General features: G+C 65.0%; 21 protein-coding genes. 14 read left to right on the top strand and 7 right to left on the bottom strand.

The window, feature by feature from the left end; genetic code table 11:
* Positions 1 to 57: 57 nt before the first annotated feature.
* Together OU426_RS17005 and OU426_RS17000 are read right to left on the bottom strand one after the other, a co-directional pair.
* Entirely contained in the window at positions 58 to 2,145 is a 2,088-nt protein-coding gene (locus tag OU426_RS17005) for an oxidoreductase (protein ID WP_267635326.1), read from the bottom strand.
* Positions 2,146 to 2,296: 151 nt separating this feature from the next.
* Positions 2,297 to 4,444 (bottom strand): malate synthase G, encoded by a 2,148-nt coding sequence (locus OU426_RS17000; protein ID WP_267635325.1) that lies wholly within the window; start codon positions 4,442 to 4,444, stop codon positions 2,297 to 2,299.
* 209 nt (positions 4,445 to 4,653) lie between these two features.
* Between OU426_RS17000 and OU426_RS16995 the strand changes: the two genes are divergently transcribed.
* The 8 genes from OU426_RS16995 to gatB all read left to right on the top strand — a co-directional run bounded on the left by OU426_RS16995 (position 4,654) and on the right by gatB (position 11,879).
* Positions 4,654 to 5,013 carry an ArsR/SmtB family transcription factor gene (locus tag OU426_RS16995; protein ID WP_267635324.1) on the top strand — a complete coding sequence of 120 codons (360 nt, stop codon included), beginning with the start codon at positions 4,654 to 4,656 and terminating at the stop codon, positions 5,011 to 5,013.
* Complete coding sequence (locus OU426_RS16990) at positions 4,991 to 5,461, top strand: SRPBCC family protein (protein ID WP_267635323.1); 471 nt, start codon at positions 4,991 to 4,993, stop codon at positions 5,459 to 5,461. The genes OU426_RS16995 and OU426_RS16990 overlap by 23 nt, the downstream gene beginning before the upstream one ends.
* Positions 5,462 to 5,491: 30 nt before the next feature.
* Entirely contained in the window at positions 5,492 to 5,974 is a 483-nt protein-coding gene (locus tag OU426_RS16985; protein WP_267635322.1) for an SRPBCC family protein, read from the top strand.
* Positions 5,971 to 6,417: an SRPBCC domain-containing protein gene (locus tag OU426_RS16980; protein WP_267635321.1), complete on the top strand. Its 447-nt coding sequence runs from the start codon at positions 5,971 to 5,973 to the stop codon at positions 6,415 to 6,417. The genes OU426_RS16985 and OU426_RS16980 overlap by 4 nt, the downstream gene beginning before the upstream one ends.
* Before the next feature lie 87 nt (positions 6,418 to 6,504).
* Positions 6,505 to 9,087 carry an aminopeptidase N gene (gene pepN, locus OU426_RS16975; protein ID WP_267635320.1) on the top strand — a complete coding sequence of 861 codons (2,583 nt, stop codon included), beginning with the start codon at positions 6,505 to 6,507 and terminating at the stop codon, positions 9,085 to 9,087.
* Between the two features lie 146 nt (positions 9,088 to 9,233).
* Positions 9,234 to 9,680, top strand: coding sequence for a hypothetical protein (locus OU426_RS16970; RefSeq protein WP_267635319.1), 447 nt, complete (start codon positions 9,234 to 9,236; stop codon positions 9,678 to 9,680).
* Positions 9,681 to 9,739: 59 nt separating this feature from the next.
* Positions 9,740 to 10,270, top strand: coding sequence for a hypothetical protein (locus tag OU426_RS16965; RefSeq protein WP_267635318.1), 531 nt, complete (start codon positions 9,740 to 9,742; stop codon positions 10,268 to 10,270).
* An 85-nt stretch (positions 10,271 to 10,355) separates the two neighbouring features.
* The gene (gene gatB / locus OU426_RS16960) at positions 10,356 to 11,879 is read left to right on the top strand and encodes an Asp-tRNA(Asn)/Glu-tRNA(Gln) amidotransferase subunit GatB (protein WP_267635317.1); all 1,524 of its coding nucleotides are present in this window, start codon (positions 10,356 to 10,358) and stop codon (positions 11,877 to 11,879) included.
* 16 nt (positions 11,880 to 11,895) lie between these two features.
* Here the strand turns inward: gatB and OU426_RS16955 are convergent, their stop codons facing one another.
* Entirely contained in the window at positions 11,896 to 12,591 is a 696-nt protein-coding gene (locus tag OU426_RS16955; protein WP_267635315.1) for a carbohydrate binding domain-containing protein, read from the bottom strand.
* Positions 12,592 to 12,833: 242 nt separating this feature from the next.
* Between OU426_RS16955 and OU426_RS16950 the strand changes: the two genes are divergently transcribed.
* Complete coding sequence (locus OU426_RS16950) at positions 12,834 to 13,277, top strand: DUF4177 domain-containing protein (RefSeq protein WP_267635313.1); 444 nt, start codon at positions 12,834 to 12,836, stop codon at positions 13,275 to 13,277.
* Positions 13,278 to 13,526: 249 nt separating this feature from the next.
* Entirely contained in the window at positions 13,527 to 13,883 is a 357-nt protein-coding gene (locus OU426_RS16945) for a hypothetical protein (protein ID WP_267635312.1), read from the top strand.
* Here OU426_RS16945 and OU426_RS16940 read toward each other — a convergent pair.
* Complete coding sequence (locus tag OU426_RS16940) at positions 13,872 to 14,141, bottom strand: BolA family protein (RefSeq protein ID WP_267635310.1); 270 nt, start codon at positions 14,139 to 14,141, stop codon at positions 13,872 to 13,874. The genes OU426_RS16945 and OU426_RS16940 overlap by 12 nt on opposite strands.
* A gap of 82 nt (positions 14,142 to 14,223) precedes the next feature.
* Here OU426_RS16940 and OU426_RS16935 point away from each other — a divergent pair, with 82 nt between their 5' ends.
* The gene (locus tag OU426_RS16935; protein ID WP_267635309.1) at positions 14,224 to 14,850 is read left to right on the top strand and encodes a DnaJ domain-containing protein; all 627 of its coding nucleotides are present in this window, start codon (positions 14,224 to 14,226) and stop codon (positions 14,848 to 14,850) included.
* Here OU426_RS16935 and OU426_RS16930 read toward each other — a convergent pair.
* From OU426_RS16930 to msrB, 3 genes are all read right to left on the bottom strand, one after another.
* On the bottom strand, positions 14,840 to 16,510 hold the full coding sequence (locus OU426_RS16930; protein WP_267635308.1) for a saccharopine dehydrogenase family protein: 1,671 nt from the start codon (positions 16,508 to 16,510) through the stop codon (positions 14,840 to 14,842). The two genes, OU426_RS16935 and OU426_RS16930, sit on opposite strands and share 11 nt — an antisense overlap.
* On the bottom strand, positions 16,503 to 16,931 hold the full coding sequence (locus OU426_RS16925) for a thiol-disulfide oxidoreductase DCC family protein (protein ID WP_267635307.1): 429 nt from the start codon (positions 16,929 to 16,931) through the stop codon (positions 16,503 to 16,505). Before OU426_RS16925 ends, OU426_RS16930 begins: the two co-directional genes overlap by 8 nt.
* A gap of 65 nt (positions 16,932 to 16,996) precedes the next feature.
* Positions 16,997 to 17,464, bottom strand: coding sequence for a peptide-methionine (R)-S-oxide reductase MsrB (gene msrB, locus OU426_RS16920; protein ID WP_267635306.1), 468 nt, complete (start codon positions 17,462 to 17,464; stop codon positions 16,997 to 16,999).
* Positions 17,465 to 17,692: 228 nt separating this feature from the next.
* Between msrB and cobS the strand changes: the two genes are divergently transcribed.
* Genes cobS through cobT form a run of 3 tightly spaced genes read left to right on the top strand, consistent with a single transcriptional unit; the run spans position 17,693 to position 21,238 of the window.
* The gene (gene cobS, locus OU426_RS16915; protein ID WP_267635304.1) at positions 17,693 to 18,667 is read left to right on the top strand and encodes a cobaltochelatase subunit CobS; all 975 of its coding nucleotides are present in this window, start codon (positions 17,693 to 17,695) and stop codon (positions 18,665 to 18,667) included.
* Between the two features lie 4 nt (positions 18,668 to 18,671).
* Complete coding sequence (locus tag OU426_RS16910) at positions 18,672 to 19,376, top strand: aspartate/glutamate racemase family protein (protein WP_267635303.1); 705 nt, start codon at positions 18,672 to 18,674, stop codon at positions 19,374 to 19,376.
* The gene (gene cobT / locus OU426_RS16905; protein ID WP_267635302.1) at positions 19,373 to 21,238 is read left to right on the top strand and encodes a cobaltochelatase subunit CobT; all 1,866 of its coding nucleotides are present in this window, start codon (positions 19,373 to 19,375) and stop codon (positions 21,236 to 21,238) included. Before OU426_RS16910 ends, cobT begins: the two co-directional genes overlap by 4 nt.
* Positions 21,239 to 21,343 lie beyond the last annotated feature (105 nt).

The following is a 21,343-nucleotide window of genomic DNA, read 5'->3' as shown; positions in this document are numbered from 1 at the left end:
CGATATCTTGAAAAGATATTGGTCCGGATGCCTTGAAGAAATCCGTTATCGCGCCCCTCAGGGATCGCGCGACAGTTCTGCCACCTCGCGCCGAAAAGCGGGTGCGTCACCCCAATCCTCACCCCAGAGCCCCTGATCCAGTTCGCGCCCGTAGCGATGGCCCGCAAAGGTCGCCCAGGCGATTGGCCCCGGCGCCGCCGCATCGCCGATCAGTCGCACGCTGCGGATGCCGGCCGCCTGCCAGTCCGGCTGGCGGGAGAGGAGGTCGTGATAGAGCCCGTCCTCCGACTGGCGGGAGGCAACCATCACCAGCGCATCGCACCCCAGGAATTCGCGGCGATCGGTGTAGCTGCAGGTCGTTTCCACCCCGTCACTCTTGATGGACGCGAGCCCAGTATTCAGGCGGATCGTAATACCCCTGTCGGCAAGCCGCCGGTGGATCGTCGCCTGTTCCAGCGTATTGCGCGTCCAGTCCGAAACGAAGGCCGCGGGCGTGATCAATGTCACCTCGCAGCCCTGCGACGCCAACAGTTCGGCCAGCACCCCACCCATGTAGAAATGATCGTCATCGAAGAGGACGACGCGGCCCGTGGGCATCCGCCCTTCCATCAGATCGTCGGGCGTAAAGATGGGCAAAGCGCCTGAATGCGGGATCGGCATCACATGCTGGCGCGCGACGCCGTCGGCCCGCCAGCGGCTGCCGGTCGCGACGCAGACATTCTCAAACCCGAACGCCATCACATCGTCCGCCGTCAGGGGCGATCCGGGGTAAAGCGAGACATTGCCGCGCTGGCGCAACTGATAGAGCCGGTAATCGACCACCCTGCCCCAGGCGCTGAGCCCCGGCAGAACCCGCTCCCGCGCCACCCGTCCGCCCAACTCCTCCCGCGCCTCGGCCACCGCCACCTCATAGCCCCGCATCGCGGCGGCGCGCGCCGCCTCCAGCCCAGCAGGGCCGGAACCGATGATCAGGACCGAGCGACTGTCGCCCTTCGGCGCGATCCTTTCCGGGTGCCAGCCGCGCCGCCATTCCTCCATCCAGGTCGGGTTCTGGGTACAGCGTCCCATGCCACCGGTCATGTCGCCGGTTATGCACATGTTGCAGCCGATGCATTCGCGGATGTCCTCGATCCGTCCCTCAGCCACTTTAAGCGGCAGGAACGGGTCGGCGATCGAGGGTCGGGCGCAGCCGATGAAGTCCAGCACGCCCTGCCGCAGCATACGCACCATCACATCGGGCGAGGTGAAGCGGCCAACACCGACGACGGGTCGTTGGGACAGGTCACGAATGCCCTTCACCAAGGCCTCCTGCGCCGCCTCTTCCTTGAAGCGCGAGGGGCCAGAGCAATCCTCCCATGTGCCATGGGCCAGATCCCACAGGTCCGGCAGATCGGCATTCATGGCGATGAAATCGCGGACCTCGGCATTGGAAAAGCCAAGATCGCCGATCGTTTCGTCCAGCGACACGCGAAGCGTCAGCGCCATCCGGTCGCCCACCGCTTCGCGCATGTCGGCGATCACCTCGCGCACGAAGCGCGAGCGGTTTTCCAAGCTCCCGCCATATTCGTCAGACCGCTGGTTGGTGGCGCGGCTGAGGAAATGCTGGAAGATGCCGAACCCGTGGGCACCGTAAAGGCAGATGAGATCGAACCCCGCCCGCTCGCAGCGCCGGGCGGCATTCACGAACCAGCGGCGCAGGTTGCGAATGTCGGACTTGTCCATGGCGCGGGCCTGGACCGGATCGTTGGTGAAGGTGCGGATCGGCAGGGCGGAAGGCGCCAGAGGCACTTCCTTGGTGTAGAAATTCGGCCCGTTGATACCAGAATAGGCCAGCTGGATCCCCGCAAGCGCCCCGTGCGCCTTCATCTTCTCGGCCATGCGGGCGATCATCGGAATGTCCTGATCCTCCCACAGCCGCAGTTCGATGAAGGGCGTGATTTCCGAGGTCGGGTGCATCTCGGTCTGTTCGGTGAAGATCACGCCCCAGCCGCCCTCGGCCTTCACGCCTCTCATCGCCGCCACGGCGGAGGGGTCACGATAGCCGCCGCCATTGCAATGAGGCACCTGATAGAAACGATTGGGCGCGGTCTTCGGGCCGATCTTCTGCGGCTCGAACAGGATATCGTAGCGGGGATCGCGCGCCATGCTCTACCTCGACAACGCGGCACCCGCCGCTTCTGGACCTTCAGAGAGGCGCCTGCCCGCATGCAAGTAAACTAAGCTTTACCCAAGCTTTCGTTAGGCACGCTCTACGTCCGTCTTGACCGCGGCCTCAGCCCCGCCCACCCCGGAAGGATCAGCCTTTCAGCGCCTGCTTCACCTCAAGCCGCCGCGCATGCAGCACTGGTTCAGTATAGCCGGACGGCTGGGTGCGGCCCTTGAAGACCAGATCGCAAGCCGCCTGGAAGGCGATGCCGTCAAAGCCGGGAGCCATTTGATGATAGGCAGGGTCGCCCGCATTCTGGCGGTCCACCACTTCCGCCATCTTGCGGAGCGCTGCCATCACCGTCTGGGCATCCACCACGCCGTGATGCAGCCAGTTGGCCACATGCTGGGCCGAGATGCGGCAGGTCGCGCGGTCTTCCATCAGGCCCACATCATTGATGTCGGGCACCTTGGAACAGCCCACGCCCTGATCGACCCAGCGCACCACATAGCCAAGGATGCCCTGGACGTTGTTCTCGACCTCGCGCGCGACCTGTTCGGGTGTCCATTTGCGGTAAGTGGCCAGCGGAATATCGAGGAGCGCATCGACATAGGCCCGCCTGCCGCCCTTCTTCAGCCGCCCCTGCACCGCCATCACATCGACCTTGTGATAATGAAGCGCATGGAGCGTCGCGGCCGTCGGACTGGGGACCCAGGCGCAATTGGCACCCGCCTTTGGATGGTCAATCTTCTGTTCCAGCATCGCTGCCATCAGATCGGGCATGGCCCACATGCCCTTGCCGATCTGGGCGCGGCCTGAGAGGCCACATTCGAGCCCGATATCGACATTCTGGTTCTCGTAGGCCCCGATCCAGCCCTTTCGCTTGATGAAATCCTTGCGGCTGAAGGGGCCTGCTTCCATCGACGTGTGGATCTCGTCGCCGGTGCGGTCGAGGAAACCGGTGTTGATGAAGGCGATCCTGTGGCGCGCGGCGCGGATACATTCCTTGAGGTTGACCGACGTGCGCCGCTCTTCATCCATCACGCCCAGTTTCACCGTATGGCGCGGCAGGCCGAGGATATCCTCGACGCGCGCGAAAATCTCGTCGGCGAAGGCCACTTCCTCCGGCCCGTGCATCTTCGGCTTGACCACATAGACCGAACCGCAGGCGGAGTTGCGCGCACCTTGGGTCTTCTGCAGATCGTGAAGCGCGATCGTGACGGTGATCATCGCATCCATCAGTCCTTCTGGCACTTCCGTGCCGTCGGGCAGAAGGATCGCCGGATTGGTCATAAGATGGCCGACGTTCCTGACCCAGAGCAGAGCCCGGCCCTTGATCGTCAGGTCCGTTCCGTCCGGCGCAGTGTAGGTCCGGTCGGGGTTCAGGCGCCGGGTCAGGCTGCGCCCGCCCTTCTCGAACGTCTCGGTCAGATCGCCCTTCATCAGGCCGAGCCAGTTGTCATAGGCCTGCACCTTGTCCTCGGCATCTACGCAGGCGACGGAATCCTCGCAATCCATGATCGCCGACATCGCACTTTCGATCACCACATCGGCAAGGCAGGCTTGGTCGCGCGATCCGATGAAATGGGCGCGGTCGAAGATCAGTTCGACATGCAGGCCGTTGTTCTTCAGAAGCACCGCGTCCGGCGCGCGGGGATTGCCGCGATAGCCCACGAATTTCGCAGGATCGACCAGTGGCAGGTCATCGATCAGAAGCTGACTGTCCTTCACATGATAGCGGCGAACGTCACCGTGGCTTGCGCCCTCGATCGGGAAAGCCTCGTCCAGGAACACCCGCACGCGCGTGACAACGCGCGCGCCCCTGCCCCGCTCATACCCGCCGGGCGGCGGGGCCGAGCCCATCGCATCGGTGCCATAGAGGCAATCGTAGAGCGAGCCCCAGCGGGCATTCGCGGCATTCAGCGCATAGCGGGCGTTTGTGATCGGCACGACAAGCTGCGGGCCGGGGACCGTCGCGATCTCGGGGTCCACATTCTCCGTGTCGATCTGGAAGGGCCCACCCTCAGGCAGAAGATAGCCGATATCCATGAGGAAGGCCTTATAGGCCTTGTGATCATGCGGCTGGCCGTGACGTTCGATGTGCCATGCGTCGATCCGGCCCTGAATAACTTCGCGCTTGGCAAGAAGGGCGCGGTTCTTCGGCGCCAGATCATCGAGAAGCTTGGCGAAACCGTCCCAGAACCGTGACGGCGCGATGCCGGTGCCCGGCAGCGCCCGCTCTTCCAGAAAGGCGGCCAGTTCCGCCGCCACCGAAAGCCCGCTCCGCTCGACCCGCATGGTTCGCCTCCCTAGCCGCATACGACAGTATGCCGTCACCCGAAGACCTACCGGATGCCGCCCGGCCCGGCAACTTTCCCGTCCGCTCCGTTTGCCGGAAAAGCCGAAATCACCTTTCGGGAATAATAGTAAGCATTCTACCTAACTTTTTGCTTGCGCGACTCGACCGGCAGGAATAGTTAGGCGATGACATAACTGATGACGGACCGATGAACCTCTCCCCCGGCCAACTCGACCATCTGTTCCAGGCGCTCGGCGATCCCACCCGCCGCGCGATCCTTGAACGGCTGGCGCGCGGCCCGGCGGCGGTCAGCGAACTGGCCGCACCCTTCGACATGGCGCTGCCCTCGTTCATGGGTCATGTGCGCCGGCTGGAGGAGGCTGGCCTCGTGACCAGCGACAAGGCCGGCCGGGTGCGCACGGTAACGCTCGTGCCCGGCGCCTTTACGCCGGTCAGAAGCTGGCTCGACGAGCAGCGCGCGATCTGGGAGGGGCGGCTCGACCGGCTGGACGATTACGTAACCCGCCTGATGAAGGAACGCGGCGATGGATCTGGATCCCAAGACTGACCTGAGCTTCACCCGGACGCTCGCCGTCCCCCGCAGCCTGATCTGGGAATGCTGGACCCAGCCGAAGCACATCCCGCATTTCTTCGTGCCCCGCCCCCACAAGGTGACGGCCTGCGACATCGACCTGCGGGTCGGCGGCCGCTTCAACACGACATTCGAGGTCGAGGGCAACCTGATGGAGAACCACGGCGTCTGGCTGGAGGTGGTCGAAAATGAAAAGCTCGTCTTCACAGACGGTTATACGGAAGGGTGGAAGCCCGCGCCGGACCCGTTCATGACCGCGATCCTGATCCTTGGAGACGCGGACGGCGGCGGCACGACCTATACGGCCATCGCCCGTCATCGTTCCGCGGAAAAGGCCACGGCGCACCGGGACATGGGGTTTTACGACGGCTGGGGGACGGTTGTCACGCAGCTTGAAGACTATGCGCGCGGGCTGATGGCGTGATGCCGGACTCGGCCTTGCAGAGGACATGCCATGAAGATCGACCCTGACCGTGACATCGTGATCGACCGGCTTCTGAAGGCGCCGCCCCGTCTCGTCTGGCGCTGCTGGACCGAGCCGGAACTGTTCTGCCAGTGGTATCTGCCCAAGCCCTGGCGGGTGAGCGAGGCGGTGATGGACCTGCGCGCCGGGGGGCGGTTCTTCATGGCGACAAGCGGCGAAGACGGACAAAGGATCGCCAATGAAGGATCGTTCCTGGAAGTCGTGCCGGAACGGAAGCTCGTCTTCACCGACCTTTTCGGCGAGGATTTCGCACCGATCGAGGCGCCTGACACGGGGTTCGGGCCGAACTTCACCGCCGTCCTCACCTTCGCGCCCGAAGGCTCAGGCACCCGGCACCGGGCCGTGGCACGCCACCGCAGCGCGGCAGATGCCGCCGCAAACCGGGAGATGGGTTTTATGGAAGGCTGGGCCATCGTCACAGATCAACTGGAAGAACTGGCAGCCACGCTATGACCGAAAACCGCACCATGATCATCGAACGCGAGATCGCCGCCCCTGTCGCGGCGGTCTGGGCCGCGTGGTCCGACCCCAAGGCCTTGCCGCAATGGTGGGGGCCTGACGGCTTTTCCTGCCGGACGAGCCGCATAGACCTGCGGGCGGGCGGCGAATGGGTCTTTGATATGATCGGCCCTGACGGGACGGTCTACCCCAACCACCATCTCTACCACCGGTTCGACCCCGAGGGCGGCATCGACTATACGCTTCTGTGGGGCGAGAACGGGCCGAAACATGCCGATGCCACCGCGCGGTTCGCCGATCTTGGCGGGCGGACGAAGGTCACCTTGTCGATGGTCTTCATCACGGCGGAGGAATATCAGACCGCCAAAGGCTTCGGCGCGGTCGAGCTTGGCCTTCAGACTCTCGGCAAGCTCGCGGCCTTCATCGGCGCAGACTGACCGATCGGTTCGGCAGATTGGGCGGGCCCGATTGCGGCGCCGGGACGGACGGCCTAACGTCCGGCCCAGATGACCGGGAGGGCCCAGATGAGCGACGCAGCAGCCGAGACGATCTATCTCAAAGACTATCAAGCCTTTCCCTTCCACATCACCCAGGTCGATCTGACCTTCCGGCTGAAGCCGCGCGCCACCCGCGTCCTGTCGCGCATCGCCTTCACACCCAATCCGGCCCGCCCCGGGCAGCATGACCTGTTCCTGCATGGCGAGAAGCTGAAGCTGATCTCCGCCGCCATCGACGGCAAGCCTTTGCCCGACAGCGCGCTGGCGATCACCGCCGAGGGCCTGACCGTCGCCGCCGCCCATCTGCCCCAAGGCCCCTTCACCTGGGAAGCCGAGGTCGAGATTGACCCCGAAGGCAATACCGCGCTCGAAGGTCTCTACATGTCGGGCGGCATCTATTGCACCCAGTGCGAGGCCGAAGGCTTCCGCAAGATCACCTGGTATCCCGACCGACCAGACGTGATGGCGCCCTTCCGCGTCAGGATCGAAAGCGAGATGCCCGTGCTTCTGTCGAACGGCAATCCCGAGGGCAAGGGCAGGGGCTGGGCCGAGTGGGACGACCCATGGCCGAAGCCCGCCTATCTCTTCGCCCTCGTCGCGGGCGACCTGGTGAACCTGCCTGACCGGTTCACCACACGCTCGGGCCGCCAGGTCGAGCTGAATATCTGGGTCCGGAAGGGCGATCTGGACCGCTGCGCCTACGCGATGGACAGTCTGAAACGGTCAATGACCTGGGATGAGGAGGTCTATGGCCGCGAATATGACTTGGACATTTTCAACATCGTCGCCGTCGATGACTTCAATATGGGCGCGATGGAGAACAAGGGCTTAAACATTTTCAACTCCAAGCTCGTTCTCGCCTCGCCCGAGACCGCGACCGACCTCGATTTCGAACGGATCGAAGGCGTGATCGCGCATGAATACTTCCACAACTGGACCGGCAACCGCATCACCTGCCGCGACTGGTTCCAGCTGTGCCTGAAAGAGGGTCTGACCGTCTTCCGCGATCAGGAATTCACCTCCGACATGCGCTCGGCCCCGGTAAAACGCATCGCCGATGTGCTGACCTTGCGCGCCCGCCAGTTCCGCGAGGATATGGGGCCGCTCGCCCACCCACCCCGGCCCGACCATTTCGTAGAGATCAACAATTTCTACACCGCGACCGTCTATGAAAAGGGCGCCGAGGTGATCGGCATGCTGAAGCATCTCGTGGGCAACGACGGATACCGCAACGCGCTCGACCTCTATTTCGACCGCCATGACGGCGAGGCGGCCACGATCGAGGATTGGCTGAAGGTTTTCGAGGATGCGACGGGCCGCGACCTGACACAGTTCAAGCGCTGGTACACCGATGCGGGCACACCGCGCCTTTCGGTCAGCGAGGCCTGGAGCGACGGCACCTACACGCTGACCTTCACCCAGCACACGGCCCCCACACCGGGGCAGGCGGACAAACCGGCCCGGGTGATCCCGATCGCGGTCGGGCTTCTCAACCCCAACGGCGACGAGATCCTGCCGACCACGGTCCTTGAGATGACGGAAACCACGCAAAGCTTCCGCTTCGAAGGGCTGGCGACCCGGCCCATACCCTCGATCCTGCGCGGCTTCTCGGCGCCCGTGGTCCTCGACCGCACGGTCAGCCAGAGCGAGCGCGCCTTCCTGCTGGCCCATGACACCGACCCGTTCAACAAATGGGAAGCGGGCCGCTCGCTTGCCCGCGATGCGCTGACGCGGATGATCCTTGACGGTGACGACCCCTCGGGCCAGCTGATCTCGGCGCTCGAGGCGATGGCGAGTGATGACAGCCTCGACCCGGCCTTCCGGGCGCTGTGCCTCCACCTGCCGTCCGCCGACGATCTGGCGCAAAGCCTTGCCGATGCCGGCCATGTACCTGACCCCGACCGCATTCACGCCGAACAGATGCGGCTCGCAAAGGCGATTGCGACGCGGCTTGAACCGACCTTCGACCGGCTGTTCGCCGCCATGGAAGTGCGCGGCGCCTTCGTACCCGATGCGGCGCAGTCCGGCGCGCGCGCCTTGCGGCTTGCCGCCCTCTCCTATCTCAACCGGATCGACGGCGGCGCGCGGGCGCAGGCGCTCTATGCGGGCGCGTCCAACATGACCGAGCGGCAGGGCGCCCTCATTTGCCTGATCGAGACCGGCACGTCAGAGGCGGCCCTTGCCGATTTCCGGGCAAGGTTCGGATCGAACCGGCTGGTGATGGACAAATGGTTCGCCTCGCAAGTGATGCATGCCCCGCCAGCCGACGCGCCGGGCATCGCCGCCCGCCTTGCCGCCGACCCGGATTTCGACTGGAAGAACCCCAACCGCTTCCGCGCGCTTCTGGGCGGGCTGTCGGCCAACCACGCCGGGTTCCATCAGGCATCGGGCGCGGCCTATGATTTCTATGCCGACTGGCTCATCCGGCTTGACGCGCTGAACCCCCAGACCACGGCGCGCATGTCGACGGCCTTCGAGACCTGGGCGCGTTACGACGCCGGGCGCCGGGCGAAGGCCGGGGCGGCGATGGAGCGCATTCTCGCCACGCCGGGCCTCAGCCGCGATTCGACCGAGATGCTTGCGCGGATGCTGACGGCGGGGCAAGAGTAGGGCGAAGGCCAGAACAGCCGACAATTTTTGCAGCCGCGCCCGAATGTTTCCGGCGTCTGCAGAAAATCGCGAGAAACGGTCTCGGCACTAACGGTTTCGACAGGTCGCGGCGATAGTCGTGGCGGGGAACTGTTGGATGTTTTGACATGGTCACGGAGATCTTCGAATACCGTCGCCAGGCGCGCGGGCCCTGGTCCTACCTGTCGCTCGCGGTCTGGACCGCGGTCATGTATGCAGGCTGGACGCAGGGGCTCGGGGTGATCACCGCGCTCTTCTCCGGGCCCGCGCTCGGCTACACGCTGGCGCGCATCATCGAGAACGATGCGGAAGGGTTCCGCATCGGGCCGGATGCCATCATCCTCTTCCGCGACGAGTTGGAAAGCCGTTTTGCCCTGCGCGACATCGTCTCGGTGACAATCAGCCATATGCCCGCATCCGGGACCGTCTGCCATCTGAACCTCCGCAGCGGCCGCACGGTCGAAGTACCCGCAACCGCGCCTTTCGCGCCTGAGCGGCTGGCCGAGGAGTTTCGGCTGCGCTCCCTCCCGGTCTGGCGCGACCATCATCTGGAGAACGCGGTCGCCTACGGTTGACATGAATTAGCCGAAAAGCCAGCGTAACGCTCGCCCATTGCGGGAGAGAGGAACGTTGGATGCCCTTTATCATCGGCCTGATCGGGATCGTTTTCGCCGCCTATTTCTGGGCGCAGCGCGCACGCGCCGCGGGCGACATGGCCCATGAGCTTGCGGATATGGCCAGCGATGTGATGGGTGCCGCCCGCCGCTTCGGCTTCCGTCGCCGGGCGAATGTCCATCCTGTCGACAGCACCGACGATCCCAGGGTCATGGACGGCGCGCTCGCCATCGCCTTCCTCGAACTCGGTGGCCTGCCCTCGGTCGAAACCCAGAATGCCGCCGTCGCGGCGCTCGGTCGACATCTCGGCTGCGATGTCGAGACGGCGCGTGAACTGGCGATCCTTGGCCGCTGGCTGATGAACGAATCGAACGGCCCGGCCCAGTCGATCCCGCGCCTTGCCAAGCGATTGTACCGGCTGTCCGGTCCACCGGCGCTGATGCCGCTGATGGCGATCCTGAAAGATATCGGCGCGGCCGCTGGCGGCGATCTGTCGATCCGGCAGAAGGAGGCGCTCGACGAGATCGCGCGGATCTTCAAACTCTCCTGACCCTATCACGCGTCCGCACTCCCGAAACCTTGCCCCGCGCCGCGCTCTCGCCTAGAAAGCCCGGTGAAGATCAAGGACCGGACCCATGCTAGACCATCTTTCCTACAAGACCCCGACGCCCAAGGTGATCCATGGCGCGAAGGAGGATTGGGAACTTGTGATCGGGCTTGAGGTCCATGCGCAGGTCGCGTCGAAGGCCAAGCTCTTCTCCGGCGCCTCGACCGAGTTCGGGTCGGAGCCGAATTCCAACGTGGCCTTCGTCGATGCGGCCATGCCGGGCATGCTGCCTGTGATCAACGAGTTCTGCGTGGCGCAGGCGGTGCGCACCGGGTTGGGGCTGAAGGCCGCGATCAACCTGACCTCGGCCTTCGACCGCAAGAACTACTTCTACCCCGACCTGCCGCAGGGCTATCAGATCAGCCAGCTCTACCACCCGATCGTCGGCGAGGGTGAAGTGATCGTCGACATGGGCCCGGGCATAGCGCGTCGCGTAAGGATCGAACGCATCCATCTGGAACAGGACGCGGGCAAGTCGATCCACGATCTTGATCCCACCATGTCCTTCGTCGACCTGAACCGCACCGGGGTCGCGCTGATGGAGATCGTCTCGCGTCCCGACATCCGGGGTCCCGAGGAAGCGGCGGCCTATGTCGCAAAGCTGCGCCAGATCATGCGCTACCTCGGCACCTGCGACGGCAACATGCAGAACGGCAACCTGCGGGCCGACGTCAATGTCTCGGTCTGCCGTCCGGGGGATTACGAGAAATACCAGGCGACCGGCGATCATTCGGTCCTGGGCACGCGCTGCGAGATCAAGAACATGAACTCGCTCAGGTTCATCCAGGCCGCGATCGAGTATGAAGCCCGCCGCCAGATCGCAATCGTCGAGGATGGCGGCAAGGTCGTGCAGGAAACCCGGCTCTACGATCCCGACAAGGGAGAGACGCGGTCGATGCGGTCGAAGGAAGAGGCGCATGATTACCGCTACTTCCCCTGCCCCGACCTCTTGCCCTTGGAGATCGAGCAGGAATGGGTCGATGACATCGCCGCGACCATGCCGGAACTGCCCGACGAGAAGAAGGCACGCTTCGTCGAGGGCTTCGGCGTCACTGAATATGACGCCGACGTGCTGACTGCCGAGGCCGAGAATGCGGCCTTCTTCGAGGAAGTCGCGAAGGGCCGCGACGGCAAGCAGGCCGCGAACTGGGTGATCAACGAACTCTTCGGGCGCCTGAACAAGGAAGGCCTGACGGTCGACACGACGCCGGTTTCGGCGGCGCAACTGGGCGGGATGCTCGACCTAATCGCCTCGGGCGAGATCACCACGAAGATGGCCAAGGACCTGTTCGAACTGCTGTGGACGACCGAGAAGGGCGGAAACCCGGCCGAAGTCGCGCAGAAGCACGGGATGAAACAGGTCACCGACACCGGCGCCATCGAGAAGGCGCTTGACGATCTGATCGCGGCAAACCCCGATCAGGTGGAAAAGGCCAAGGTGAATGCCAAGCTCGCCGGCTGGTTCACCGGTCAGGTGCTGAAGGCCACCGGCGGCAAGGCCAATCCGGCGGTCGTCAATCAGATGGTGGCGAAGAAACTCGGGCTCGGTTGAGCGCCCGGGCGACCGATCAGGCGGCGCGGCGCTTGCGCCGCTTGACCCCCCAAAGCGCGGCGAGACCGGTCAGGGCAGCAAAGCCTGCGGCTGGCGCGGGAACGGTGGTGATGAGCGACACGTCGTCGATGAAGCCGCCGACGCCATCGGCCGCGCCGAGCGCAGCAAACGAAAGCGTATAGCTTCCCGGCGTCAGGATCGAGAAACGGGTATAGACCTGCGTCCAGACCCCAACCGCCGCACCGTTGGTGCCGACCGTCACCCGGCCGTTCACCACATTGCCGAGGTTGTAGCTGATCGTGTTGGTCGCGGCATTCCAGTTTTCCGGGCTGTACCAGAACGACAGCGCATAGGTTCCCACGCCCAGGGTCAGTGACTGGCTGATCGAGCTGTTGCGCCCTGGCCCGCCGTCGAGCGAGATGAAGTTCGACCCGTCGCGCGCATCAAGCGTCGTGCTGAGGTTGTTCTGTATTTCCACCCGGCCGCCGCCGCCGCCCATCGTCCAGCCCGAAAGACTGGAATAGGTATCCCAACCGGGCGCAGTGCTGCCGAGGTTGTTGAAGCGGATGCCGTTCGTCCGGCCCGGCTGGTTGCCGTTCGGCCCGGTCTCGAAACTGAAATTCGCGATCGGAATCGTCGCGGCTGCCGCAGGCAGGCCGAAACCGGCCAGTCCGGCCAGCAGCATCGCTTGCAACGCCCTGCGAAGTCCCATCGGTCTCACATCCTGATCGCTGTCACCGGATATCCGGTTCGGCTTCTCATCCGCAGATAGACCATCCGTCTTTGGCAATTCTGTGGCATCCGGGCCGAAATGCCGTGGCGTCACGGGCTTTTCGGCGGAAAATTCCCCTCTGAAACCCCACATAGCACGGGCATAGGTGGAGAGGCGCCGCGCCTTGGGCTAAGGTGCGCGTATCTGGGCAGACGACTGGGAAAACGAGGGCAACGGCCATCATGCAGCACTACGAGTACAAGGTTGTTCCCGCGCCTGCCGAGGGCGAAAGGGCGCGCGGCGCCAAGACGACCGAGGCGCGCATGGCCGTCGCACTCGCCTCGACGATCAACGCCGAGGCGCGCGAGGGCTGGGAATATGTCCGTTCCGACATGCTTCAGACGACCGAGCGCACCGGCCTTTCCAAGCGCCGGCAGGTCTATGTCAGCCTACTGGTTTTCCGCCGCCCGGTAGAGGCAGCCGCAACCGAGGCGACCGCGACGGAGGCTGCGCCGAAATCCTTCTTCCGCCTCGGGCGTCTGACCGGCCGCGCCGAATCCGCTGCGCCCGCCGTCGCCCCGAAGCTTCTGCTGGAGCGCGACGGCGGCGCGGCGCCGAAGCTCGGCCCGGCGGAACCGCCCGAGGAGGGCACCGCCGCCAAAAAGGTGAGCGAAACACCGTCCTGAGCCCGCGCCGGTTCCCATTTGGCGCCAAAGATGCGAGCCGCCTCTTTTTGGAGCGGAAACCTCTGCAAATGCTGCCATGGCGTGCATTTCAACAACTCATGGTAGTATCTCTTTGATATCAACAAATTACCGGACTATCTTAGCATCTTCGCCGCATGGCTGACGCCAAATTGCCATAATCTGGCCGCATTTCACTTGCAGCGACCTGCCCCGCCCTTCACCCTGACAACCACGGTTGGGGGACGGCCAATGACCACTTTCGAATACAAGCTGATTCCAACGCCCCGGCAGCTCGCCGGTGAGGGCCTGCTTGCCGATGACGGCGCGTCGTTCGCGCCCACGGTGCAACGGCAGATCAATCTCGTCACCTCGGCGGGCTGGGAATTCGTCGGGCGCGAAGCGATGCCGGTAGAAAAGCGTGCCTGGCTGATCCTGCGTCGCAAGGTAGAGGAAGATTTCCTCGTCTTCCGCCGCCCGGTGACCGGCCTGGACGCAAAGCCTGCCGCACCGCCGAAGGTTCGCCCCCGTCGTATCAGTCGCGCGGCCGCCCTTCCGGCCAATGTCACCCCATTCATCCGCAGCGCCGAGCCGCCGTCAGCCCACTGAGGGACCATCTACATCCAGCGCCAGCGCATGCAGCCGCCCGATGAGTGCCGGGCCAAGCGCCTGGTGGATCGCGCGGTGTCGCTCCACGCGCCCGAGGTCTGCCAGCGCCGCCGCCCGCATCCGCACGCGAAAATGGCTCTCGCCGCCCTCGCGATAGCCCGCATGGCCCCGGTGCCGTTCGCTTTCATCCTCGATTTCCAGAAGCTCCGGCGCGAAGGCCGCCCGCAGCTTTTCTTCCATTTCTGCCGCAAGACCCATTTTTTCGCCCGTGCCCTCTTCAAAGCCCCGGCAAAAGCCCTAAACTCATGCGCCCGAGTCGGAAAGGTGCCCGAGGATTTCCATGACCAGAAACGACCCGTTCGGTTTCGACATTTCGGCCGCGTCCGACAAGAAGCGCCGCACCAAGGGCAAACGCGGCATGTCCGGCGCGTTCGAGACATCGAGCCGCGCCTGCGATCACAAGGGCTGCACGCAGGCGGGCCAGTACCGCGCGCCGAAATCGCCCGACACGCTCGACGATTATTTCTGGTTCTGCCGCGACCATGTGCGCGAATATAACCTCAAGTGGAACTTCTTTCAGGGCACGACCGAGGAAGAGTTCGAGAAGTTCATCGACAAGGACCGGGTCTGGGGCCGCGAGACGAAGCCTTTCGGCAAGAAGGGCGACGAGGACCGCGCCTGGCAGCGGCTCGGCATCGACGATCCGATGGAGCTGCTGGGTGCCAATGCCACGCTGAACCCCGGCCGCGTCGCGGGCCGCAAGCTGCCACCGACCGAGCGCCGCGCGCTGGACATACTCGAGGCAAAGGACAGCTGGACCAAGGCCGAGATCCGCAAGCAATACAAAGGCCTCGTGAAGGATCTTCACCCAGACATGAACGGCGGCGACCGGTCCGACGAAGAGCGTCTGCAAGAGGTTGTCTGGGCCTGGGACCAGATCAAGGACAGCCGGAATTTCAAGGACTGACGGCGGCTGTATCGTCAGGCGAGAGCCAGCCGCGATAATGGACGATCAGGCCTGAGACCGGATGCGATATCTTCACATCGAAGGTCGCCCTGCCCCTCTCGTCTACCCCTTCCGAGGTCTCGCTGACCGGTAGCAGGAAACGCGGAAGCGGCAGCCCGAGGAACCGGCCCGCCGTGACCGGATAGGACAGTAGCTCCCCCGCAACGGCGAGGGCAATATCGAAGCTCATCGGGCCAAAGCGCTCCCGCGCCCCGGCCCCGCCCCGGCCCTTCACCGACAGTACCGACCGAAAGCGTCGGTCGCCGAACCGCCGCAGCCAGTGTTCGAGCTTACCCCGCCGCTCCATCTCGACCATGACGGCCACATCGGGGCTCGCTGGCGGAAAGCCCAGACAGAGGGCAAGGAACCTCGCAATCGGATGGCGCCCCCGCGCCACACTGCCGCGCCCTGACCAACGACGGAGATCGACGACCCGGTGCAGGTCCGCCAGAGCGGGCGGCAAGTCGGCATGGTGCGGGCCGAGCGCCTGCTGAAAGACGGTCTCGAACGTCTCCTCTTGCCGCTCGAACAGGATAGTGAGGCCCGATGCCTCTATCTCGTCCCGAATCTCATCGAGGTCGAAGGCCGCCAGGCAGGCTCGCGCGCCCGGTGCGATGCGCCCCGCCCTGAGCCGCTTCAGGACCGCCCGCGCGGGCAGGGTCGGCACGTAGGTCCCATCGCCCGCCTCTGCCATCAAGCGCCAACACCGACGGGACAGAACACCGCCTGCGGTGGCCCCGATGACCGTCACTTCCATCGCGCCCCGGTCGCTGCCGAAGCGCTCAAACCACCCGGCGATGCGGGTCAGCGCGCCGGTCCAGCGGGTCAGGTCGCGGATCAGGCGCAGGCGCACGAGCCAGCCAAGGCCCCACAGTCCGCCATGCAGAAGCTTCAGTTCCAGCCCCGCCCGGAACCTGACAGAGCGCGCGCCGAAATGCTTGTGAAACAGCAAGATATCCGGCGCGCCGATGGCGCTCGCCCAACGCGGCGCCTCATTCGCGAACGGGCGTAACCGCCGGGGCCAGCCCCAGCCCGGCACGGTCAGAGCCCGCCCGCCGCGCCAGTCCGCGACCGGGCGGCCCGCCTGCGCGAGGATCGCCGCGACGACTGACCGCCCCCGTGGCGCCCGGTTGCCCGGCAAGATCGCCGTCTCGATCAGATGGATTTCGCTCAGGCCCGCACGCAGGCTCTCGACCGCAGCCGACGAAAGCGCCGGAACGCTGGAAACCCCCGACAGAAACACCAGACCCGCCGCCCTGGCCTCTGCATCGAACCGCCCGATCCCGGCGGTGAAGGCGCCATCGTCGGACAGGTCGAGGTAATGCGCGCCGGTCTTCAGGCAAAGCCGCACCAGCCCGTAAGGGTCCGTGCCGTAGGACTGGAACGGCCCGGCGGCATCGATCACCACCTTCGGCTTCAGGGCCGCCAGTGCATCCGCAAACCCATCGGCGTCGCGGTCAAGCGCGGCCGGCCGTCCGCCATGCGTAGCGCAGAAGGCCCGGGCCCGTTCAAGGCTGCGCCCGGCGACGATCAGGTCGAGCCCCGCCACCCGCGCCAGTGCCCGGCAGAGAAGCCCGCCAAATACCCCGTAACCGCCAAGGACGAGAACCCGCTCACTCAATCAGGCGCGCCCTGAGGTCGGCAGAGGGCAAAGGGCAGTCCCGGCGCCCGAAGACATAGCGGTTCCGCGCGATCACGCCGTAGATCCGGTCGGCGAGCCCCAGTGGCAGAAGGTCGAGCACCGCCGCCGCCTTCCATGGCCAGCCAAGGCGGCGCATGGCGGCAGTGAAGGCCCGCATCCGCAGGTGGGCCCGCCCGCCAGTCAGGACGATATTGGTTTCCATCGCTTCGGGGTCGAGCCCGTAGCGGCGGTAAAGCGCCTGACCAGTCGGCGAATGGGCCGTGACGAAGCGGAAGCGGCCGGCTCGGTCATGGCGCGCGACAAGGCGGGCAAAGCCCGAGCAAAAGACACAGGTGCCGTCGAAGAGGATCAGATCGGTCCCGTCGGCATCGGGCATGTCCGAAGAAGTCGCGCGCGTCATGGCCCGAGCCTTGCCGAAATCGCAGCCCCTGTCCATGCGGCCGGCGTCGCCCAGGGGCCTTTCTCTCAGGCCGCCCGGAAGACCAGCGCCAGGCCGTTCATGCAATAGCGCTTGCCGGTGGGCGCAGGCCCGTCGCCAAACACATGGCCCAGATGGCCGCCGCAGCGGCGGCAGTGCACCTCGGTCCGCTTGCCGAGGAGGCCCCAGTCGGCCTTGGTCCCAACCGCGTTCGGCAGGGGCTCATAGAACGACGGCCAGCCGGTGCCGCTGTCGTATTTCGCCTCCGACGAATAAAGCGGCAGATCGCAGCCCGCGCAGAAGAACGTGCCCTTGCGATGTTCGTCGTTCAAGGGGCTCGATCCGGCACGCTCGGTATCCTCCTCGCGCAGGACGGCATATTGCGCGGGCGTCAAGAGCTTGCGCCACTCGGCCTCGCTCTTCGTCACCTCGAAAGTTTCCTCGGCCAATGCGGGCCGCGCGGCCCCGAGCGCCGCAAGCGCGCTCCCGAGGCTCAGAAGGGTTCGGCGGGTCATCATCGCGGTTTCCTTTCTCTCCTTCTTCCCTTGATGCCAGAGTTACGGATCACATGCGGTAAAAGTTGCGTGGGCTGCCATCAATTTGTCAGGGGTACAATTCTGCCGCGCGCAAAGGGCGGAAATGCCCGCCAAATGCCGCCCCCCGACCTTGCACCCCCCCCGATAATCGTCCATCAATCGTCAGGCTCCGGCCGGCCCTGCCGGCCCTTCAGAACGGCGGACGGTATGTTGGATCATCAGGCAAAACCCACGGAAGAAATCTCGGTTCACGATGTCTTCGGCATCGACACCGAAATGAAGGTCAAGGGCTTTGCCGACCGTACCGACCGCGTGCCCGAGGTCGACCATACCTACAAGTTCGATCCCGACACGACCTTGGCCATCCTCGCGGGCTTTGCCTACAACCGCCGCGTCATGATCCAGGGCTATCACGGCACCGGCAAATCGACCCATATCGAACAGGTGGCCGCGCGGCTGAATTGGCCGTGCGTGCGGGTGAACCTCGACAGCCACATCAGCCGGATCGATCTGATCGGCAAGGATGCGATCAAGCTGCGCGACGGCAAGCAGGTGACGGAATTCCACGAGGGCATCCTGCCCTGGGCGCTGCGCAATCCCGTTGCCATCGTCTTCGACGAATACGATGCCGGCCGCGCCGACGTGATGTTCGTGATCCAGCGCGTCTTGGAACATGACGGCAAGCTGACGCTGCTTGATCAGAACGAGATCATCACGCCGCACCCGTCCTTCCGCCTGTTTGCCACCTCGAACACCGTGGGCCTGGGCGACACGACGGGCCTTTATCACGGCGTCCAGCAGATCAACCAGGCGCAGATGGACCGCTGGAGTCTTGTCTCGACGCTGAACTACCTTTCCCACGACGCCGAGGCGGCGATCGTTCTGGCCAAGAACCCGCATTACAATACGGAAAAGGGCCGCAAGCAGATCAGCCAGATGGTGACGGTCGCCGACCTGACGCGCACGGCCTTCATGAACGGCGATCTCTCGACCGTCATGTCGCCCCGGACCGTGATCAACTGGGCCCAGAACGCCGAGATTTTCCGCAATCTGGGTTATGCTTTCCGTCTGACCTTCCTGAACAAATGCGATGAGCTGGAACGGCAGACGGTCGCCGAATTCTACCAGCGCTGCTTCGACGAGGAACTGCCGGAAAGCGCGGCCTCGCAGTCGATCCGGTAGGCAGATGCACATCGGCCTCATCGGCGGCATCGGGGTTGCGGCGACGGTTGTCTATTACCAACGCCTGACGGCCGAGGTCGCGCGGCGGGGCGGGACGGTCGATCTGATCATTGCCCATACGCCCGACATCCAGGTCCTGATCCGCAACAACCTCGCCGACCGGCGGGCGGAACAGGCAGCCGAATATGCGCCCCAGATCGACCGGCTGAAGGCGGCTGGGGCGAACTGCGTGGCGATCACCTCGCTCGGCGGTCATTTCTGCTATGCCGAGACGCTGGCGCGGTCCTCGCTGCCGCTCGTCTCTGCGGTCACACCGCTCGATGATTTCTTCCATCAACAGGGCATCCGCCGGATCGGCCTTCTCGGCACCCGTATCGTGATGCGGTCGCGGCTTTACAGCCAGTTGCAGAAGACCGAAGCCGTGGCGCTAGACGACGAGATCGAAGATATCGGCCAGGCCTATCAGGAGATGGCGGTCGCCGGATCGTGTAGCCCCGGCGCCCGCGACCTCTTTGTTGAAGCGGGACGCCGAATGATCAAAGAACAGGGTGCCGAGGCCATTGTGTTGGCGGGAACCGATCTCAATCTGGCGTTCGACGGCCAGACCCCCGGCTATCCGGTCATCGATGCGCTCGATGTTCATGTGAATGTGCTTGCCGATCTGGCGACAGGTCGACGCGAGCTTGAAGAAGTGGCGGATTTCCCATGACCCAACGCTCCGACAACCCCGCCGATCCGTTCAAGAAGGCCCTTGCCGAGGCGACGAAGACCTTGGCCGACGAGCCGGAACTGACCGTCACCTATTCGGTCGATCCCCCCGGCATGACCGGCGATACGATGCGCCTGCCGCAGGTGTCGCGGCGGCTGACGCGGGACGAGGTTCTGATCGCGCGCGGCACGGCGGATGCATTCGCGCTGCGCCACCGGCATCATGATGCGAAGGTCGCGCAGAAATACATGCCGCAGGGCCAGATGGCGCGCGACCTCTACGATGCGATGGAAACCGCACGGTGCGAGGCGGTGGGCGCACGCGACATGCCCGGCACGCTCGGCAATATCGACGCGAAGATCGCGAACGAGGCCGAACGGCGTGGCTATGCCCAGATCAGGACGGCGCAGGAAGCGCCGCTTGCGCAGGCGGCCGGTTACCTTGTCCGCCATCTGGCGACCGGGCGCCCGATGCCCGGCGGCGCGGGCCATGTGATGGAGCTTTGGCGGCCCTTCATCGAACAGCAGGCCGGTGGCAGCCTGGAAACGCTGGAAGAGGCGCTCGCCGATCAGGCCGCCTTTGCCCGCCTTGCGCGCCAGATCATCAGGGATCTGGGCTATGGCGACCAGCTGGGCGATGACCCGGACGAGGGCGAGGAGGATCAGGGCGACGAGGCCGAGCCCGAGGATCAGCCCGACTCCGAAGGGGAGGAGCAAAGCGAAAGCGAGGAGGAGGACGCCTCGCCCGAGCAATCCCAGGAAGATCAGCAGGACGCGGCCGAAAGCAAGGTCTCCATGGACGATATGGCCGACATGGAGCAGGGCGAGGAAGCCGAGCTGCCGGACTCGGACGCGCCGCTGGAGCCGCCGCCGCCCCCGCCCCATTCCGACGCCGATCCGAATTATTCAGTCTATTCGACCGAGTTCGACGAAGAGATCAAGGCCGAGGATCTGGCCGAACCTGCGGAACTCGAACGTCTGCGCGCCTATCTCGACCAGCAGCTTGAACCCCTGAAAGGTGCGGTGTCGCGGCTGGCCAATAAGCTGCAGCGCCGGCTTCAGGCCCAGCAGAACCGCACTTGGGAGTTCGACCTCGAGGAAGGCATTCTGGATGCCGGGCGCCTTGCCCGCGTGGTGGCGAACCCGACGACGCCCCTCAGCTTCAAGGTCGAGAAGGATACCGAGTTCCGCGATACCTGCGTGACGTTGCTTCTGGACAATTCCGGCTCCATGCGCGGGAGGCCCATCTCGATCGCGGCAATCTGCGCGGATGTGCTCGCGCGCACGCTCGAGCGTTGTCAGGTGAAGGTCGAGATTCTGGGCTTCACCACCCGCGCCTGGAAGGGCGGGCAGGCCCGCGAGAAATGGCTGGCGGCAGGACGTGCCGCCCACCCGGGCCGCCTGAACGACCTGCGCCATATCATCTACAAGAGCGCCGATGCCCCATGGCGCCGGGTCCGCTCGAACCTAGGGCTGATGATGAAAGAGGGCTTGCTCAAGGAAAACATCGACGGCGAGGCCCTGGAATGGGCGCATCGCCGGATGGTGCACCGGCCCGAGCAGCGGAAGATCCTGATGGTGATCTCGGACGGCGCGCCGGTTGATGATTCCACCCTGTCGGTCAACCCGGCGAACTATCTGGAAAAGCACCTGCGCGACGTGATCGCCATGGTCGAGCGGCGCAAGGCCGTGGAGCTGATCGCCATCGGCATCGGCCATGACGTGACCCGCTATTACCAGCGCGCGGTCACAATCACCGATGTCGAGCAGCTGGCGGGCGCGATGACCGAACAGCTTGCCAGCCTTTTCGACGCCGACCCGCGCATGCGGGCGCGGATTCTGGGGATGCGGAAGGTGGCGTGATATCGGCTCGCGCATAGCGCGAGCCGATCCGGGGGGGGGGGGGGGGGGGGGGGGGGGGGGGGGGGGGGGGGGGGGGGGGGGGGGGGGGGGGGGGGGGGGGGGGGG

The organism is Frigidibacter sp. RF13 (assembly GCF_026626305.1).
In the GTDB taxonomy this organism is placed as follows: Bacteria; Pseudomonadota; Alphaproteobacteria; order Rhodobacterales; family Rhodobacteraceae; genus TMP-24.
This window is presented reverse-complemented; position numbering and strand designations above follow the sequence as displayed.